Origin of the sequence: Sphingomonas rosea, from assembly GCF_039538065.1 — a bacterium.
Classification (GTDB): Bacteria; Pseudomonadota; Alphaproteobacteria; order Sphingomonadales; family Sphingomonadaceae; genus Sphingomicrobium; species Sphingomicrobium rosea.
Genome location: NZ_BAABBR010000001.1, coordinates 825,582 through 843,542, shown reverse-complemented (window position 1 = coordinate 843,542; position 17,961 = coordinate 825,582). Strand labels below are relative to the sequence as shown.

The 17,961-nt window shown below is 68.2% G+C and carries 19 protein-coding genes; 14 read left to right on the top strand and 5 right to left on the bottom strand.

Annotated elements, in window-relative coordinates:
• Window positions 1-21 precede the first annotated feature (21 nt).
• Window positions 22-660, bottom strand: a complete 639-nt coding sequence (locus ABD693_RS04105) for an SOUL family heme-binding protein (protein WP_344695733.1) — start codon at window positions 658-660, stop codon at window positions 22-24.
• Between the two features lie 14 nt (window positions 661-674).
• A complete protein-coding gene (locus tag ABD693_RS04100; protein ID WP_344695732.1) occupies window positions 675-1,763 on the bottom strand; it encodes an alkene reductase in 1,089 nt (362 codons plus the stop codon).
• Window positions 1,764-1,901: 138 nt separating this feature from the next.
• Between ABD693_RS04100 and ABD693_RS04095 the strand changes: the two genes are divergently transcribed.
• The 5 genes from ABD693_RS04095 to ssb are packed head-to-tail and all read left to right on the top strand — an operon-like array spanning window position 1,902 to window position 6,183.
• Complete coding sequence (locus ABD693_RS04095; RefSeq protein ID WP_344695731.1) at window positions 1,902-2,786, top strand: DMT family transporter; 885 nt, start codon at window positions 1,902-1,904, stop codon at window positions 2,784-2,786.
• The gene (locus tag ABD693_RS04090) at window positions 2,783-3,436 is read left to right on the top strand and encodes a COQ9 family protein (protein ID WP_344695730.1); all 654 of its coding nucleotides are present in this window, start codon (window positions 2,783-2,785) and stop codon (window positions 3,434-3,436) included. The genes ABD693_RS04095 and ABD693_RS04090 overlap by 4 nt, the downstream gene beginning before the upstream one ends.
• Before the next feature lie 52 nt (window positions 3,437-3,488).
• The gene (locus ABD693_RS04085; protein ID WP_344695729.1) at window positions 3,489-3,761 is read left to right on the top strand and encodes a FeoA family protein; all 273 of its coding nucleotides are present in this window, start codon (window positions 3,489-3,491) and stop codon (window positions 3,759-3,761) included.
• A gap of 34 nt (window positions 3,762-3,795) precedes the next feature.
• Window positions 3,796-5,631, top strand: a complete 1,836-nt coding sequence (gene feoB, locus ABD693_RS04080) for a ferrous iron transporter B (RefSeq protein ID WP_344695728.1) — start codon at window positions 3,796-3,798, stop codon at window positions 5,629-5,631.
• Between the two features lie 30 nt (window positions 5,632-5,661).
• On the top strand, window positions 5,662-6,183 hold the full coding sequence (gene ssb / locus ABD693_RS04075) for a single-stranded DNA-binding protein (RefSeq protein WP_344695727.1): 522 nt from the start codon (window positions 5,662-5,664) through the stop codon (window positions 6,181-6,183).
• A 4-nt stretch (window positions 6,184-6,187) separates the two neighbouring features.
• Here ssb and ABD693_RS04070 read toward each other — a convergent pair whose 3' ends face one another.
• Entirely contained in the window at window positions 6,188-6,700 is a 513-nt protein-coding gene (locus ABD693_RS04070) for a YceD family protein (protein ID WP_344695726.1), read from the bottom strand.
• The gene (locus tag ABD693_RS04065; protein WP_344695725.1) at window positions 6,697-7,209 is read right to left on the bottom strand and encodes a ubiquinol-cytochrome C chaperone family protein; all 513 of its coding nucleotides are present in this window, start codon (window positions 7,207-7,209) and stop codon (window positions 6,697-6,699) included. Before ABD693_RS04065 ends, ABD693_RS04070 begins: the two co-directional genes overlap by 4 nt.
• A 105-nt stretch (window positions 7,210-7,314) precedes the next feature.
• Between ABD693_RS04065 and ABD693_RS04060 the strand changes: the two genes are divergently transcribed.
• The 3 genes from ABD693_RS04060 to ABD693_RS04050 are packed head-to-tail and all read left to right on the top strand — an operon-like array spanning window position 7,315 to window position 9,739.
• The gene (locus ABD693_RS04060; protein WP_344695724.1) at window positions 7,315-7,797 is read left to right on the top strand and encodes an outer membrane protein assembly factor BamE; all 483 of its coding nucleotides are present in this window, start codon (window positions 7,315-7,317) and stop codon (window positions 7,795-7,797) included.
• 56 nt (window positions 7,798-7,853) lie between these two features.
• Window positions 7,854-8,588 carry a tryptophan 2,3-dioxygenase gene (locus tag ABD693_RS04055; RefSeq protein ID WP_344695723.1) on the top strand — a complete coding sequence of 245 codons (735 nt, stop codon included), beginning with the start codon at window positions 7,854-7,856 and terminating at the stop codon, window positions 8,586-8,588.
• On the top strand, window positions 8,585-9,739 hold the full coding sequence (locus tag ABD693_RS04050) for an aminotransferase class V-fold PLP-dependent enzyme (RefSeq protein WP_344695721.1): 1,155 nt from the start codon (window positions 8,585-8,587) through the stop codon (window positions 9,737-9,739). The genes ABD693_RS04055 and ABD693_RS04050 overlap by 4 nt, the downstream gene beginning before the upstream one ends.
• Before the next feature lie 3 nt (window positions 9,740-9,742).
• Here the strand turns inward: ABD693_RS04050 and ABD693_RS04045 are convergent, their stop codons facing one another.
• Complete coding sequence (locus tag ABD693_RS04045) at window positions 9,743-10,447, bottom strand: TetR/AcrR family transcriptional regulator (protein WP_344695720.1); 705 nt, start codon at window positions 10,445-10,447, stop codon at window positions 9,743-9,745.
• 187 nt (window positions 10,448-10,634) lie between these two features.
• On the opposite strand from ABD693_RS04045, the gene ABD693_RS04040 reads away from it, so the two are divergent.
• The 6 genes from ABD693_RS04040 (at window position 10,635) to dnaN (ending at window position 17,920) form a co-directional block, all read left to right on the top strand.
• A complete protein-coding gene (locus ABD693_RS04040; RefSeq protein WP_344695719.1) occupies window positions 10,635-12,950 on the top strand; it encodes a TonB-dependent receptor in 2,316 nt (771 codons plus the stop codon).
• A gap of 60 nt (window positions 12,951-13,010) precedes the next feature.
• The gene (locus ABD693_RS04035; protein ID WP_344695718.1) at window positions 13,011-14,279 is read left to right on the top strand and encodes a spinster family MFS transporter; all 1,269 of its coding nucleotides are present in this window, start codon (window positions 13,011-13,013) and stop codon (window positions 14,277-14,279) included.
• Window positions 14,280-14,401: 122 nt separating this feature from the next.
• The gene (locus tag ABD693_RS04030; RefSeq protein WP_344695717.1) at window positions 14,402-15,577 is read left to right on the top strand and encodes a hypothetical protein; all 1,176 of its coding nucleotides are present in this window, start codon (window positions 14,402-14,404) and stop codon (window positions 15,575-15,577) included.
• Between the two features lie 11 nt (window positions 15,578-15,588).
• Window positions 15,589-16,140 carry a fasciclin domain-containing protein gene (locus tag ABD693_RS04025; protein ID WP_344695716.1) on the top strand — a complete coding sequence of 184 codons (552 nt, stop codon included), beginning with the start codon at window positions 15,589-15,591 and terminating at the stop codon, window positions 16,138-16,140.
• 137 nt (window positions 16,141-16,277) lie between these two features.
• Window positions 16,278-16,694, top strand: coding sequence for an Hpt domain-containing protein (locus ABD693_RS04020; protein ID WP_344695715.1), 417 nt, complete (start codon window positions 16,278-16,280; stop codon window positions 16,692-16,694).
• 122 nt (window positions 16,695-16,816) lie between these two features.
• Window positions 16,817-17,920, top strand: a complete 1,104-nt coding sequence (gene dnaN, locus ABD693_RS04015; protein WP_344695714.1) for a DNA polymerase III subunit beta — start codon at window positions 16,817-16,819, stop codon at window positions 17,918-17,920.
• Window positions 17,921-17,961 lie beyond the last annotated feature (41 nt).

Sequence of the window (17,961 nt, the reverse complement as noted above, 5' to 3'; positions counted from 1 at the left end):
CGACGCACCCCCAGGACCGACTTACCTGAGCGCCAGCAGCACCTCGTTGCGCCGCAGCGGCGGGGGGATCATCGGCGAATTGTAGAAGGCATATTCGGGATCGCTCGGAACGGCCTGCTCGCCGTGTCGCTCGAGCCAGCCGCGAAGCCGGTCCTCGGCCGCCTGCAGCCGCTCGTCATGCGCGGTGCCGTGGAAGCTCGCCGCGCCGACCCGCCGCGCGGGCAGCTCGACGAGGGTGACCCCGGCCGGCGGCTCGGGCAGGTCATGGCCCTCGGGCATGACGAAGCGTACGCGCCAGCCACCGTCGACCTCGTCGTCGAACATCGGCGGATCGCTCGCCATCGGATTGCCCTGGTCCTGCATGACCGGCACCGTCATCGGCAGCTTTTCGCCCGGCCGCGACTTGGCGAAGATATAGTCCGCGAGGATTTGGAAGCCCTGGCTCAGCGCGTCCTTGCGCGCGCCAGCGACCACCGTCTCGGCGACGGTGATGGCCGGATAGGCGCGGATCTGGAGGTCACCTTCGCTGACCAGCACCCGGTAGGCGGGCCCGGGCGTCGCCTTTTCCTGCAGGACATAGGCAATGCCGAGGCCCACGAGGGCACTCGCCGCGACCGCTCCGGTGACCTTCCAGTTCACGCGCATCTTTTCGATCTCCATGGGGATAGAAAGGTTCAGGCCGCGACCTGTTCCTTGGCAGTCGGATAGTCGGTGTAGCCTTCCGGGCCTGCCGTGTAGAAGGTCGTGCTGTCGGGCGCGGCGAGCGGCAGGTCGTGGCGCAGCCGGTCGGCGAGATCGGGGTTGGCGATGTACGGCCGCCCGAAGCTGATCGCGTCGGCGACCCCCTCGGCCAGCCGGGCACGCGCGCTCGGCCCGTCATAATCGCTGTTGAGGATGATCCCGCCCGTGAAGAAGGGACGGATCTCGGGGCTGACCGGATCGGCATCCGACGCGGCGAAGGTCGACTGCGGACCCGGCTCGCGCAGCTCGAGCGCGGCGATGCCGAGTTCGCCGAGCATCTTGCCCGCTGCGACGAACAGCTGGTGCGGCTCGCTGTCGTCGCAGCCCTGCACGAGGCCAAGCGGGCTGAGGCGGACGACCGTCCGGCCCGCGCCCGCTTCCGAGATCAGCGCCTCGGTCGCCTCGCGCAGGAAGCGGAGGCGGTTCTCGATCGACCCGCCATAGTCGTCGTCGCGAAGATTGGTCCCGTCGCGCAGGAATTGGTCGACGAGATAGCCGTTGGCACCGTGGAGCTGGACCCCGTCGAAGCCGGCGCGCAGCGCGTTGCGGGTCGCGGTCGCATAATCCCCCATGATCCGCGCGATGTCGTCGCTCGTGATCGCGCGCGCCTCCTCGTACGGCTTCTTGCCGTCATAGGTGTGCGCCTTGTGCGGCGCGGTCGTCGCGCTCGCCGAGACAGGCTGGAGACCGGTCACGCTCGAATGGACCAGCCGGCCCATATGCCACAATTGCGCAACGATCTTGCCGCCGGCCTCGTGCACTGCCTCGGTCACGGGCTTCCAGCCCTCGACCTGCTCGTCGGTCCAAAGGCCGGGCGCATTGGGCCAGCCGAGCCCCTCACAGCTGATGCCGGTGCCTTCGGAAATGATCAGCCCCGCCCCGGCGCGCTGGCGATAATATTCCTTCACCGTCTCGGTCGGAATGCCCTTCGGGCCCGAGCGGCCGCGGGTGAGCGGGGCCATGACGATGCGGTTGGCGAGCTGGATGTCGCCGAAGACGACGGGGTCGAAGAGGTTGGTCATGAAGGTCCTGTCTGCATGGAAGCGAGCACGGCGCCAGACATAGGTGGCGTTTCGCGATGGACAATCCGGTGGCCTTGGCGAGGTTCCGCGGACGCGTGCGGGCTGGACCGGCGGCGGCGGCGCTTTAGGGAAGGCGGGGTGAAGAAAGTCCCCACGCGCGCGTTCGTCGCCCTTCTGCTCGGCAACGCGGCGCTTGCGCTCGGGCCCTGGACCGTCCGCCTGTCGGGGGTCGGCCCGATCGCGGCGGGCTTCTGGCGTCTCGCCCTCGCCTTGCCCTTCCTGTGGGCCATCGCCGTCCTTCTGCGCCAGCCGCCGCGCGTGCCGAGCCGCGGGCAGACGCTCGCGATCGCCGCCGCGGCCCTGTTCTTCGCCGCCGACCTCGCGCTGTGGAATGCCGGCATCCACCTCACCAAGCTCGGCAATGCGACGCTGTTCGGCAATGTCGCGAGCTTCGTCCTCGCCGGCTGGGGCCTGTGGATCGTCCGGCGCGGCCCGACCCGGCTCGAGGGCTGGGCCCTCCTCCTCGCCGCGCTCGGCACCGCCTTGCTGGTCGCCGGGAGCGCCGAACTCAGCCTCGACCATTTGCGCGGCGACCTCCTTTCGATCGCCGCCGGGCTCCTCTACGCCGGCTATCTGATCGGGGTCGAACGCGTGCGCGGCTCGATGCAACCGATGCCCTTGCTGTTTCTCGCCAGCCTGTTCGGCGCCATCTACCTGCTTCCGGTCGCTCTCCTGACCGGCGAACAGATCATTCCTGCCGACTGGACCGGGGTTATCCTGTTTGCGCTCGGCAGCCAGGTGATCGGCCAGTCGCTCCTCGTCTATGCGCTGGGCGAAGTGCCGCCGCTGATCGTCGGCCTCGCGCTCCTCACCCAGGCAGCGGTCTCGGCGGCGATCGGCTGGCTCTATTATGGGGAAGTCATGACGCCACTCGACATCCTCGGCGCACTCGCCATCGGTACCGCCCTTGTGCTCGTTCGCTTGCAGGACCGCCCCGCGAAGCCCAAATCGGAACCCGCATGACCGACCTTGCCCCTTCGCCCGTCGCCGCCGCGCGCCTGCAACTCGCTCTCGCCATCGGCGAGAATGCCGCCTTCGATGGCTGGACCGCTCGCGCGGTCGAGGCCGCGGCGCTCTCCGAAGGCATCGAGCCCGCGGTTGCCGCGCTCGCCGTCCCCGACAATGCGGTTGGCCTGATCGACCTTTATGGCGAGGGCGTCGACGCCGCGCTCGCCGAGCGGCTGCCGCCCGAGCGACTCGCCGCGATGAAGATCCGGGAGCGGATCCGCTCCCTCGTCTGGGAGCGACTCCAGATCCAGGAACCGGCGCGCGAGGCCATCCGCCGCGCGCTCGCCATTCTCGCCATGCCACAGAATCTCGGGAAGGCCGCGCGCTTCTCGTGGCGAAGCGCCGACGTCATGTGGCGCATGGCGGGCGACACCGCGACCGACTACAATCACTACACCAAGCGCGGCATTCTCTCGGCCGTCTACGGCTCGACCCTGCTCGCCTGGCTGCAGGACGAGAGCGAGGGTTATGCCGACACTGCCGCCTTTCTCGACCGCCGGATCGACGAGGTGATGCGATTCGAGAAATGGAAGGCCGGGATCGGCAAGACCGAGCGGCCGAGCCTGACCCGCTTCCTCGGCCGGCTGCGCTACCCGCCGCGCTAGGGTGATTCGCCCACTGGACGTGGCTTGATGTTATTGATAATCAATCGCAGCAATGACCGTTCAGCCCACCTCCGCTGACTTCGCGCTCGCCCTCGACGAGCTGGCACTCGGCCGTCGCGGCCGGATCGCCGACGTCGACTGGGGCATGCTCGGCCTGAGCGAGGCGGCGCGGCTGAAGCACTTCGGCTTCGACCACGACGTGACGGTCGAGCCGCTGCACACCGGACCGTTCGGCAAGGATCCGCTTGCGGTCCGCGTCGGCCGGATGACGGTAGCGATCCGGCGCATCCACGCCCACGCGATTCGCGTCGTCCCCGCCGCCTGACGCGGGGCTGGCGCACCGCCGGAGCTGTTAACGCGTGACCCTGCCCATTCCTCTGGTCGCCGTCGTCGGCAACCCCAATGCCGGCAAGAGCGCGCTGTTCAACGCGCTGACCGGGGCGCGGCAGAAGGTCGGCAATTATCCTGGCGTGACCGTCGAGCGGAAGAGCGGCAAGCTGGTCCTCGCCGACGGTCGCCCGGTCGAGCTGGTCGACCTTCCCGGCGCTTATGGCCTCGCCCCTTCAAGTCCCGACGAAGCCGTCACCCGCGACGTTCTGTCGGGCAAGTTCGCCGGCGAGCGCCGCCCTGATGCGCTGCTGGTCGTGCTCGACGCCTCCAACCTCGACAATCACCTCCGCTTCGCGCTCGAATTGCGCTCGCTCGGCCTGCCGATGGTGGTCGCCTTGAACATGATCGACATGGCCGAGCGCGACGGGCTGAAGCTCAGCGCACAAGCGCTGTCGGCCGAGCTCGGCGCCCCCGTGATCGAAACCGTCGCGGTCCGCCGCCGGGGCCTCGATCCCCTCCGCGCCGCGCTCGAGACCCAGCTCGGGACCAGCCCTGCGCCCGTGGCCATCCCCGATTCGGTCGCTCGCGAAGCGCGCCGGATCGCTGCCGCGGCCGTCGTCAGCGAGACCCCGGTCCGCCGCTGGACTCACCGGCTCGACCGCTGGCTGCTTCATCCGGTCGCCGGTCCGCTGATCCTGGCGCTCGTCATGTTCACCATGTTCCAGGCGGTGTTCGCCTGGTCCGAGACTCCCGTCGGCTGGCTCGAATCGCTGATGGAGTGGATCGGAACCGAGGTCGCCGCCGCGCTTCCCCCCGGCACGATTCGCTCGCTCCTCGTCGACGGCGTGATCGGGGGCGTCGGGGCGGTGGTCGTCTTCCTGCCGCAGATCCTGATCCTGTTCCTCTTCATCCTGGCCTTGGAAGGCACCGGCTACATGGTCCGCGCCGCCTTCCTGATGGATCGGCTGATGGCCGGCGCGGGGCTGTCGGGCCGCTCCTTCATCCCCTTGCTGTCGAGCTTCGCCTGCGCGGTGCCGGGAATCATGGCGACCCGCACCATCGACAATGAGAAGGACCGGCTGACGACCATCCTCGTCGCGCCGCTGATGACCTGCTCGGCGCGGCTGCCGGTCTACACGCTGATCATCTCCGCCTTCATCCCGCAGCGCGACGTCCTTCCCGGAGTCGGCCTCCAGGGCCTCGTCATGTTCGCGCTCTACCTCGCGGGCATTCTCGGCGCGCTCGTCGCGGCGCTGCTCCTGCGCAAGACCGTCGCGCGCGGCGCTTCCTCCTTCTTCATGATGGAGCTGCCCAAGTATCAGCTTCCGGCCCTGAAGGACGTCGCGCTCGGCCTGTGGCAGCGCGCGTTCATCTTCCTCAAGCGCGCCGGCGGGATCATCATGGTCACCACCGTGATCCTGTGGGCGCTCGCCAGCTTCCCGCAGGCGGGGCCCGGCCAGAAGCAGAGCGAAGTCAGCCTCGCCGGCAGGATCGCGACCGGGATCGAAGTCGTGGTGAAGCCGATCGGCTTCAATCACGACATCGCGCTTGCCCTCCTGCCGAGCATGGCCGCGCGCGAAGTGGCGGTGAGCGCCATCGCCACCGTTTATGCCATCGACCAGTCGGACGAAGCGCAGCTCGAGCAGAGCCTCGCCGAGCGGCTCGGCAAGAACTGGCCGCTCCCGACCGCGCTCGCCTTCCTCGCCTGGTTCGTCTTCGCGCCCCAGTGCATCTCGACGATCGCGGTCACCCGGCGCGAGACCAACGGTTGGAAGTGGCCGATCTTCATGGTCACCTATCTGTTCGCCTTGGCCTACATCGCGGCGGGCGCGACCTACTGGACGGCGGTCGCGCTCGGCCTATAGCTGCTCCTCAAGAAAGAGGAGTTCAATTCAATGGCTGGCAGCGTCAACAAGGTCATTCTGGTCGGCAATCTGGGCCAGGACCCGGAGAGCCGCTCGTTCCAGAACGGGGGCGAGGTGGTGAACCTCCGGATCGCCACGTCCGAGAACTGGAAGGACCGCGACGGCAACCGGCAGGAGCGCACCCAGTGGCACTCGGTCGCGATCTTCTCCGAAGGCCTCGCCAAGGTCGCCAAGAGCTACCTCCGGAAGGGCTCGAAGGTGTATCTCGAAGGCCAGCTCGAGACCCGCAAGTGGCAGGACCAGAACGGGCAGGACCGCTATTCGACCGAGGTCGTGCTGCGCAACTTCAACAGCTCGATGGTGCTGCTCGACGGCCGCGGTGAAGGCGGCGGTGGCGGTGGCTTCGGCGGTGCCCGCAGCGGCGGCTCGAGCGTGGACGATGGCGGGTTCGGTGGCGGCTATGGCGGCGGCAACCGCGGCGGCGCCTCGTCGGGCGGCAACCGCCCTGCGCCGGCCGCCTTCGACGACCTCGACGACGACGTTCCGTTCTAAGTCGTCACTTGCCCTTGAGCGCCGCCAGCGCGGCGAAGGGGCCGGCTTCGGCCTCGCTCAGCACGCCGGCTTCCTTCAGCGCATCCTCGGCCTTGGGGCTGCGCGGATAGGGGTCGAGGCTGAGCGACAGTTCGTCGGCGACCGCCTGGCCGAGATCGATCTCGCGCCCGTCGTGGAAGATGACGTCGCAATCCTCTTCGCTGAGTTCTAGCTCCTCGTCGGGTGTGCCGTGCGGCTCGGGCCGGAACAGCAGCACGATCGCCTGGTCGACCGTGGCCGGGACCGGTTCGCCGCTCGCGACGCAGGCCTGCGTGACCTTGGCGCTCAGCCGGCCCGACGCCCGCACCTCATCGCCGTCGCGGCCGAGCGTCAGCTGCGCGTCGAGCCGGTCGAGCCCGAGAAGATCGAGCCGCGCCGCGACCACCGCCCGCTCGGCCTCGTTCGCCGACAGTTCGACCCGCTGCCCGTCGCGAATCGTCGCGAGCCCGAGCTTGTGGCTGAATTCTACGCCGCTCACGGCAGTACCCCGCCGATCAGCGCGTCGTCGCTGCGACCCTCGAGCCCGCTCCAGTAGCGCTTGAGTTCGGCGACGCTGTGGGCAAGCGCGGCCTCGCCCGGTTCGGCCCCGCGATAGAAGGAGCGGCCTGCGACCGCTTCCCAACTTTCCTCGCCGTCGATCGCCTTGCGCCACGCGCCGACCCGGCCGCCGAGCGCGCCGACCAGCCCGCCGACCTTCTTGCCCATGACCGGATCGCCGACCCCGTCCTGCCGAAGTTGCGAATCCATGTCGTCGACGAAGCATTCGGTGAGCCCGACACTCGCCTTGCGAGCCTCCTCGCCACCGCGCTCGAGCCGCACGTCGGTCAGTGCGAGCAGGGTCGCAAGGACCGCGAAGCGTCCCTCCATCGTGTCGGCCGCACCGCCCTCGCGATACCAATGGGGCTGGCGCGCCCGCGCCACCACTTGCTCGTAGAGCGGGCGAGCGATGCTCGGCTCGCTCCGGAACAGCCGCATCAGCGACTTCATCTGTCATCCTCCGTTCAGACGACCGCCCGCACTTGGCGATGTCGCGTTCAGCCGATATTGAGCGCGCCAAGAGCCGGCGCAAGAGCGGCGGACCTCCGGAGCTTTATGTCAGTGACCAGCATTCGTCCCCTTACCCTCGCCGGCCTGCTGGCATTGGGCCTGACCGTCACCGGCTGCGCCGGCTATCGCGAAGGCCGCGGCTACATCATCGATCCGCAGCTCAGCCAGGCGGTTTCGGTCGGAACCGACAACAAGGCGAGCGTCGAGAAGACCCTCGGCCGTCCGACCTTCACCGGCCAGTTCAACGACAATGAATGGTATTACGTTAGCCGGACGACCTCGACCTACGCCTTCCGCGCGCCCAAGGTCATCCGCCAGGACGTGCTCCGGATCCGCTTCGATGCCGCCGGCAACGTCACCGCGGTCGATCGCACCGGCAAGGAGCAGATCGCTTCGATCGACCCCTACAACAAGACCACCCCGACGCTGGGCCGCCGGAAGAGCTTCTTCGAGGAATTCTTCGGCAACATCGGCTCGGTCGGCGGAGTCGGCACCGGGGCCGGCGGCGCGGGCGCACCGGGCCAGTAAGCTTCGGCCCAACATCAACGGTTGGTGTTGCGCCGGCCTTTGCCTAAAGCCGCGTCATGACCGCGCACCCGGCCGGCATGACCTATGCCGATTATCTCCAGCTGCCCGCCCTGCTCGGGGCGCAGCAGCCTTTGTCTGATCTGCATGACGAGATGCTGTTCATCGTCATCCACCAGACCAAGGAGCTGTGGCTGAAGCAGATGCTCCACGAAGTGGGGCTGGCAATCGCCTTGGTCGAGGCGGACGATTTCGCCGCCGCTTACAAGGCGCTTGCCCGGGTCAGCCGGATCCAGTCGGTGATGACCCTGTCATGGGATGTGCTCGCGACCATGACCCCGGTCGATTATTCGCGCTTTCGCCACGTGCTCGGCACCTCGAGCGGCTTCCAGTCGGCCCAGTTCCGCGAGTTCGAATATCGACTCGGGATCAAGGACCCGCGCTTCCTCGAATACCAGGAAGGCGGGAGCGAAGGCGCCGTCCGCTTGAAGGCCGCGCTCGACGCGGACAGCCTGTGGGACGTCGCCGACCAGGCGCGCCAGCGGCACGGGGCGGACAGCTGGCTCGCCGTCTACCAGGATCCCGAGCGCTGGTTCGGCCTCTACCAGCTCGCCGAGAAGCTGGTCGACCTCGACGATGCGCTCGCGGGCTGGCGGCACAAGCACCTGCTGACGGTCGAGCGGATCATCGGCAACAAGATGGGGACGGGCGGCTCGGCCGGCGCGAGCTATCTTGCCTCCACCCTCGAGAAGCGCGCCTTCCCGGAACTCTGGTCGTTGAGGACGGGCCTGTGAGCTACAAGTCGCTGTTCCTGCGCAGTCTTGGCGCCGCGCCCGATCGCCTTCACCTCGCCGCGCACAGCCATCATCTCTGGCCCGACGCCAGCTTCGCCGGCCAGGTCGAATGCTGGGAGGACGCCGCCCGTCTCGCCGACCGCAAGTGGGACCGGATCATGGGCGAGCTGTGGCCGCAGGCGCAGGCCGAGGTCGCGGCCGAACTCGGCACCGGCCAGCCCGACGCCATCGTTTTCGCCGCCAATACCCACGACTTCCTCCTCCGCCTGTGGGCCGCCGCCCCGCGCCGCGCGGATGGACCGCTGCGCGTCCTCACCACCGAGGGCGAGTTCCACAGCGCCCGGCGCCAGTTCGCCCGCTGGGTCGAAAGCGGCGACATCGCGCTGACTAAGCTCCCCGTCGAGCCCGCCGCGACGCTCGCCGGGCGCCTCGCCGCGGCCGCGAAGGACGCCGACCTCGTCCTCGTCAGCCAGGTGATGTTCGGCACCGGCACCGTCGTGCCGCACCTCGACAAGCTCGCCGCCGTCGCCGAACCCGAGGGTCCGTGGGTAGTGATCGACGGCTATCACAGCTTCATGGCGATCGAGCGCCCGCTCGTGAACCTCGGCAAGAACTGCTTCTACCTCGCGGGCGGCTACAAATATGCGATGAGCGGCGAGGGCCTCGGCCTGATGCACTGCCCGCCAGGCTTCGGCCCGCGCCCGCCATTCACCGGCTGGTATGCCGAGTTCGAGGACCTGTCATTGCCGCCGGGCCAGGTCGGTTACGCCAAGGACGCGATGCGTTTCATGGGCGCGACCTTCGACGCCTCGGCCATCTACCGTTTCCTCCACGTCCGCCGGATGCTCGAGGCCGAGAAGCTTTCGACCTTCGCGATCAGCCAGTGGGTCGCCGAGCGCAAGGCGGCCCTCCTTGCCAGCCTCGAGGGCACGGCGCTGGCCGAGGCCGAGATCCTCAATCCGCCCGGCCCCGGTCCCACCGCCCGCTTCCTCGCGCTGCGCCACCCCAGGGCCGCCGAATGGCAGCAGGCGCTGCTCGCCCACGACTGTGTCACCGACGTGCGCGGCGACGTCCTGCGCCTCGGCATCGGCCTCTATCACGACGACGAGGACATGGAGCGCTTCGCCTCGATCGCGGCGCGCCTCGACTAGCCGCTAGCGCTTCAGGCCGTCGCTGATCAGGCGGTTGGCGATATCGGCGACGGCTTGCGGATCTTCCTTGCCCCACACGCCGAAGCGCAGGCCGAGGAAGACGTTCATCCCCATGACCGCCCAGGCGCGCACGTCGCGCTCGAGGGCGTCGGCGGCGCCCGTCATCTGGCCGGCGGCGGAACCTTCCTCAAGACGCTCGCCGATTCGCGCCGCGGTGGTCTCGTAGTGGGTCCGGAAGCCCTCGGGATCGACGAACTCGGCCTCGTCGATGATCCGGTAGACCTGCTGGTGCTCGCGCACGAAGGCGAGAAAGGCGGCGAGCGCCTTGCCTTCGCTGGCGAGCGTCCCCCGCTCCTCGGCGAAGGCGGGGGCGACCGCGACCTTCACCTGCTCGCTCATGTCGCGCACGAGCGCCCGGAACACCTCCTCCTTCGAATCGAAGTAGGTGTAGAAGGTGCCGAGTGCGACCTTGGCGCGGCGGGTGATCTCGGTAATTCCTGTGTCAGCGAAGCCGCGGCTGCCGAATTCGGCGCGGGCGGCATCGAGGATCTTGCGCCGGGTCCGCTCGCCGCGTTCGGTCCGGGGCGATTTTGTGCTGTTGGTCAGCGGGATCGGCCGCCGCGACGGCTCGTCCGTCTGCGCCCCAGCCATCCCGGCGCCCGTCCTGCCGTCACCCATGATCGCTCCCGAACCCCCCTGCGTCGCCATCGTCGGGCGGCGGCGACCGATCAAGCCGCGCCACAATCCCACCCGATCCTCCGACACTCATCAACCTAACGTGACTTGAAAGGTGATTCAACTTTCAGTATTGCCGCAGGCAGCTCAGGTGGGTTGCATCAGGTCCTCGCTGTTCGAGAGGCTGGCGGCGCCGCCATCGAGGGGGAGAAATTCGATCATGCGTGCACGCACCATCCGCCCGGCCCTGTTCGCCTCGGCCGCCCTGCTCATCGCCGCGCCGGCCTATGCCCAGAGCGCCGCCGACACCAACGCCGAGGCCGCGCAGCAGCCGCCCGCCGCGGAGGCGACCGCCGCCCCCAACGACGAGGGCAAGGACACCGCCACCTCGGACATCGTCGTCACCGCCCGCCGCGTCTCGGAAAGCATCCAGCGCGTGCCGGCGTCGGTCTCGGCCTTCAACGAACGTGCACTCGACCGGCTTCAGGCCAATGACACCACCGCCCTCCAGGGCGCGGTGCCGAACCTCAACATCGTCCAGGGACGCGGCTCGTCCAACGCGACCAACATCTACATTCGCGGCGTCGGCCAGCCCGACGCGCTCCAGACCTTCGACCCCGCCGTCGGCGTCTACGTCGACGACGTCTATCTCTCGCGCATCCGCGGCAATCAGCTCGACCTCCTCGACGTCGAGCGGATCGAGGTGCTGCGCGGGCCGCAGGGCACGCTCTACGGCAAGAACACCATCGGCGGCGCGATCAAGTACGTCTCGCGCCGTCCAGGGCAGCAGTCGCGGATCAACCTCCAGACCACCGTCGGAAGCTTCGGCGAACTGTCGGTCCGCGGCGCCGCCTCGGGCCCGATCGCCAAGACCCTCGCGGCCGGCATCGCCGTGATCCGCTCGAGCACCAACGGCTCGGTCCGCGACGAGGTGCAGGACCGCCGCTACAACAACAAGGACACGTTCGGAGTCCGCGGCGCGCTCGCCTTCACGCCTTCGTCGGACCTGCGCATCGACCTCGTCGGCGACTATAGCCGCGACGATGCCAAGCTGAACGTCGGCCGGCCGCTCAACAATCTCGTCACTGCCTCGGGCACCCCGCTGGTGGTGAGCAACCTCGCCAGCCGCGGGCCGTACGACTGGACCGGCCGGACCACGCCCGGCCTCCCCAATTCGACCCGCCTCAAGCATCGCGGTGTCGCCGGCACGATCGCCTATGACGTGAGCCCGGCGCTGACGCTCAAGTCGATCACCGCCTACCGCCGTCTCAACACCAACGACTTCATCGACATCGACGCGACCCAATATGAGGTCGGCGACGTGTTCGTCGGCGTGCGCCAGAAGCAGCTCAGCCAGGAATTCCAGGCCGCCTACAACACCGAGCGCCTCAAGGCGGTGGTCGGCCTGTTCTACCTCAAGGAGAATGTCGCCTCGCACCAGGAAGCCTATGCCGACGACTATCTCGGCGCGCTGTTCCTCAATTCGGGCTTCCTGCGCACGATCGACGACAAGCTGGTGACCAAGAGCTACGCCGCCTTCGCCAACGCCAGCTACGAGATCGTCCCCGACGTCCGCCTTTCGGCCGGCATTCGCCAGACCCGCGAGACCAAGGATTACGACCGCTCGACCAGCACCTTCTTCTCGCGGCTGCCGGCGTTCAACGCGACCTACAAGTTCTTCCCGCCCAAGGGGAAGTGGAACGACACCTCGCCGATGGCCAGCATCGACTGGCAGGTGACCCCGCAGGCCATGGTCTATGCCCGCGTCGCCAAGGGCTTCAAGTCGGGCGGCTTCAACGGCCGCGCCAATTCGGCGTCCGAATCGACCGCTTACGATCCCGAGAAGGCGCTGTCCTACGAGGCCGGCTTCAAGACCAGCTTCGCCAGCCAGGTGCGGGTCAACGGCTCGGTCTTCACCGGCGACTACAAGAACTTCCAGGCGCGCGTGTCGGGCCAGGAGACCGACCTCAACACCGGGCTTCCGATCGCGGTCTTGTCGGTGGTCAACGCCGGCAAGCTCAGGATCAGCGGTGCCGAGCTGGAAGCGAGCTGGACCCCGGTCCAGAACCTCCTCCTCGACACCCAGATCGGCTATCTCGACGCCGAATATAAGGTGTTCCGCGACGCCCGCTTCACGAGCTTCGGCGGCAGCCGCGCGTTCCAGACTCCGGCGTTCAGCCCCAAGTGGACAGCCCGCTTCGGCGCGCAATATGGCTTCGACCTCGGTGGCAACGGCAGCCTGACGATCAGCGGGCAAAGCCGCTACCGGTCGCGCACCGCACTGGCGATCGACAACACGCTGACCAACAGCGCGACCCAGATCGCCGGCCTGTTCCAGCGCAGCTACTGGCTCCACGACGCCCGCATCGTCTGGGAAGACGCCGCCAAGCGCTTCTCGGTCGGGCTCTACGGCAACAACCTGACCGACAAGGCCTACAAGACCGACGGCCAGGAATTCTCGAGCGTCGGCAACATCCGCACCGTCTATTACGGCGCGCCGCGTAGCTGGCAGCTCAAGCTGACCGCCCGCTACTAAAGCCAAAGGACCGGCACGGGACGCTTGGAACCACGAGCGTCCCGTGCCACCACCTTGACCATGACCGCAGCAGCCCGCGCCACCACGCGCTCCCCGAGCCTCGTCCTCCTCTTCCTGCTGCTGGCCTACATCCTCAATTTCCTCGACCGGCAGATCCTCGGCATCCTCGCCGCGCCGATCCAGGCCGACCTCAAGCTCACCGACAGCGAATTCGGCACCATCGCGGGGATCGCATTCGCCATCCTCTATTCGGTGCTCGGCGTGCCACTCGCGCTCCTGGCCGACCGCACCAGCCGGAGCTGGGTCGTCACCGCAAGCCTCGCCGTGTGGAGCGGCTTCACCGCACTCTGCGGCACCGCGACGGGCTTCTGGCAACTGTTCCTCTACCGCCTCGGCGTCGGGATCGGTGAAGCGGGCGGCGTCGCCCCTTCCTACGCCATCATCAGCGACTATTTCCCGCCCGAGCGCCGTGCCCGCGCGCTCGGCATCTACTCGCTCGGCGTTCCGCTGGGCCTTGGCGGCGGCACCATCATCGGCGCCTATCTCGCCGCCAATTTCAACTGGCAGACCGCCTTCTTCGTCATGGGGATGATCGGGCTCGTCCTCGCGCCGATCCTCAAATGGGTCGTGCGCGACCTGCCCAAGCCGGTCACGGCCACGCCCGCCGAGCGCCCGCGCGCCGGCACCGTCTTCAAGACGCTCGCCGCCAAGCCGACCTTCTGGCTGCTCGCCTTCGCCGCCTCGATGAGCTCGCTCGTCGGCTACGGCCTCGCGCTCTGGACCCCGTCGATCCTGATCCGCAGCTTCGACCTCAGCCTGATCCAGTCGGGCCAGTTCATGAGCTCGCTCCTGCTGATCGGCGGGACCGCGGGCGTGTTCGCGGGCGGCGTGCTTGCCGACAAGCTCGGCCACCTCGACCGCAAGTGGTATGCGCTGCTGCCCGCAATCGCCTGGCTCGTCACCGCGCCCTTCTTCCTTTTCGGCTTCCTCAGCCCGAACCTCACGATCGCCTGGCCGCTGCTGCTGATCCCCAACGCGCTCAACATCCTCTGGCTCGGGCCGATCACCACCGCGGTCCAGCACCTCGTCGCCCCGGCCCAGCGCGCCACCGCCGCGGGCTTCTTCCTCCTCATCAACAACCTCATCGGGCTCGGCGTGGGCCCCAAGCTGATCGGCGCCATCTCGACCCACCTCAAGACCAGCTACGGGGCCGAATCATTGCGCTACGCCGCGATGGGCGTGCTCGGTTTCTACCTCGTCGCCGCGCTCCTCGCCTTCATCGCCAGCCGCCGTCTCGACCGCGACTGGGTCGAGGAAACACCCGCCTGAACCTCGCCCTAAAGGGCGGAAAATCGGTCATTCATCACGGCGCTGCCATAACGTCGGGGAGTCGACAGGGGCGGGAACGTGCCCCGCGGAAGACCGTTAGTTGGCTCCGAAAGGAGTTTTCCATGAGGAAAATCAGCATTTTTGCCGGCGTCGCAGCGCTGGCGCTCACTGGCCCCGCGATCGCGCAGGGCAAGGGTAATGGCGGGGGCGGTGGCCCCAAGGGCGGCGGCGGTCCCCCGGCCGCGCACGGCGGTGGTCCGGGCGGCGGCCAAGGCGGCGGCGGTCCCAAGATGGATCGTGGCGGCGGTGGCCCCCAAAAGCAGATGAACCGTGGCGGCGGTGGTCCGCAGCGAATGGAACGCGGCAATGGCGGCGGCCAGGCGATGCGCATGGAGCGCGGACCTGCGCGCCAGATGCAGCAGCAGGAACGCCGTGCCGAGCGTCCGCAGATGCGCGGTCCCGAGCGCGGTCCCAAGATGGAGCGTGGCCCCGTCCGTGAAGCCCGTGTCGAGCAGCCCCGTGGCGGCCGTCCGGAGCGGATCGAGCAGCGCGGCAATGGCCGAGTGATGCAGGCCCCGGCGCTGCGCCAGGCCGACTATCGTGGCCCCGATCGCCGCGAGGTCCGGTTCGGCGACAGCCGCAACTGGGTCAGCAATCCGCAGGTGTTCCAGTCGGTCCGCACCACGGGTCTCGTCGACGGCTGCCCCCCGGGCCTCGCCGCGAAGAACAACGGCTGTCTGCCCCCGGGCCAGGCGCGCAAGTTGGTCGGCGCGATCGCGCCCGCGGTGCTCGGCGCGGCGGTGCTCCCGCCGCTCTACAGCAGCTGGTACCCGGACAATGACGATTACTGGTACCGCGAGGACAATGGCTACGTGTACCGGATCGATCGCGACCGGAATTATGTCGACGCCTATTGGCCGCTCGCGAACGACTGGACGGGCGCCTACTACGTCGGCGCCGCTTATCCGCAGGATTACCTCGGCTACTACAACGTGCCGGTCCAGTATCAGCCCTGGTACGCCGACAATGGCGACGATTATTACCGTTACGGCGACGGCGCGATCTATTCGGTCGACCGCGGCAGCGGCGTGATCGACGGAATCGTCTCGCTGCTCGCGGGCGGGTTCGGGATCGGCCAGCCGATGCCGGCGGGCTATGACGTCTACAACGTGCCCTATGCCTATCGCGATCGCTACGTCGACGGCCCGGACAGCATGTACCGCTACAACGACGGCTACATCTACCAGGTCGATCCCACGACCCAGATCGTCCAGGCCATCGTGGAGCGACTGGTATGAAGTCGCGGATCATGACGATCGCCCTTCTCGGCGCCGCCATCGCGGCGTGCGGGAAGGGCGGGGGCGAGGTTGCCAGCAACAGCCTCGAGCCCGAAAGCAACCTCGCCAGCGCCACCAGCCAGCCCGACAAAGACCTCGCCGGGGTGCTCGACGGCCAGCCCAGGCTCGTCGCGCTGGTCAAGGCTGCCGGCATGGAGCGGATTCTGGCGGGCAAGGAGCCCTACACCATCCTCGCCCCCAGCGAGGATGCGCTCGCCAAGCTGCCCGCCGGCACGCTCGACCGCCTGCAGAAGCCCGAGGGCAAGGCCGAACTGACCGGCCTCCTGCGGCACCACATCCTGCCCGGCACCATCTTGACCACCGACCTCGCCAAGGGGCTCGAGAGCGGCAAGAAGGAGCTCAAGCTCGCGACCATGGCCGGCGATCCGCTGACCGTCACGCGTGAAGGGCAGGGCTACAAGGTGACCGACAAGGCCGGCCATGTGGCGATGCTCACCGGCACCGAACAGCCCGCGAAGAATGGCGTCGTCCATTCGATCGATGCGGTGCTTCCTGCCGCCTGAGAGCGCTTAAGGTCCACAATGGAGGAAGTACGCCGAGCAATCGCGGCGCGCTTCCTCCATTCCGGAATTGAAACTGCTCGCGCTCCTGTCAAATCTCGATGACACCTCGCGCTGCCTAATCGCCAGAGCGAGACTTCATGCCGCATACGACGACCATCCTCCGCGAGCTCGCTCTCACGGCCGATTGCCTCGACCCCGACACTCTCGAGGCCTTGCTCCAGTCGCTCGGCGCCGTGCGCTACCGCCAGCTCCTCGATCTGTTCGCGAGCGAGCTCGATCAGCGCCCGCGCGCGATCCGCGCCGCGCTCGCCGACCGTGACTACGCCCACGCCCTGTCCGCCGCGCACAGCTTCCGTGGGGCCGCGGCCAGCCTCGGGGCCGGAGCGGTGGCCGACGCCGCGCGCGGGCTCGAATGGGCCATCGCCGCCGCCGCCGAGGGCGACCGTGACCGCGTCGCCTCCGCCCTCTATCGCCTCCAGCTCGCCAGCGAGGAGGCGCTGCGCTTTCTCGAAGGCATGTCGAAAAAGGCGCGCCTCGCCCTCGCGGCCTCGTGAAACGCGGCCCTTCAACCCTCTTCCAAGCCTCCGCCCGCCCGCTATAACGGCCCTCCAAACATGCCGCGCCGCGCTTCGGGCGTGAACCGCGGCACCGGGGCAAAAGGACTGAGCTGGGCTTTATGAAGGCGACGATCGAACGGGCTACCCTCCTCAAGAGCCTCAGCCACGTGCAGTCGGTGGTGGAGCGCCGCAACACCATTCCGATCCTCTCGAACGTCCTCCTGGATGCCCGCGAAGGCGGCTCGCTCCGCCTGATGGCGACCGACCTCGACCTTCAGGTCGACGAAAGCGTCGCCGCCAATGTCGCCACCGCCGGCGCGACCACCGTCTCGGCGCACACCTTCTTCGACATCGTCCGCAAGCTGCCCGAGGGGTCGCAGGTCGAGCTCTCCGCCGCCGATGGCAAGATGCAGGTCGTCGCCGGCCGCGCCCGCTTCAATCTCTCGACCCTGCCGCGCGACGACTTCCCGGTGATCGCCGAGGGCGAGCTTCCGACCCGCTTCGAGCTGCCGGCCGCGACGCTCCGCCAGATCATCGACAAGACCAAGTTCGCGATCAGCAGCGAAGAGACCCGCTATTACCTGATGGGCATCTTCCTCCACGTCGCCGACGACATGCTCAAGGCCGCCGCGACCGACGGCCACCGCCTTGCCCGTGTCACCGTCGCCAAGCCCGACGGCGCCGACGGCATGCCCGACGTGATCGTGCCCAAGAAGTGCGTGCTCGAGCTCCGCAAGCTCCTCGACGAGGTCGAGGGCACGGTCGAGGTCTCGCTTTCGGCCACCAAGATCCGCTTCGTCCTCGGCCATGCCGTGCTGACCAGCAAGCTGATCGACGGCAGCTTCCCCGACTACAACCGCGTCATCCCGACCGCCAACGACAAGCTTCTGAAGCTCGATCCCGCGACCTTCAAGGCGGGCGTCGACCGTGTCGCGACCATCGCCAGCGAGAAGACCCGCGCGGTCAAAATCAGCCTCGACCGCGACCGCGTGACCCTGTCGGTCACTTCGCCCGAGAACGGCCTCGCCACCGAAGAACTCGCCGCCGACTACAGCGCCGACGGAATGGAGATTGGCTTCAACGCCCGCTATCTCCTCGACATCCTGTCGGAGATCGACGGCGACACGGTCGAAGTCCACCTCGCCGACGCCGCCGCCCCGACGCTGCTGCGCGAGAACGACAAGTCGAGCGCGCTCTACGTCCTCATGCCGATGCGCGTCTGAGCTGCTTCGTCCTCCCCGTTGCGCCGCAATGGGGAGGGTGA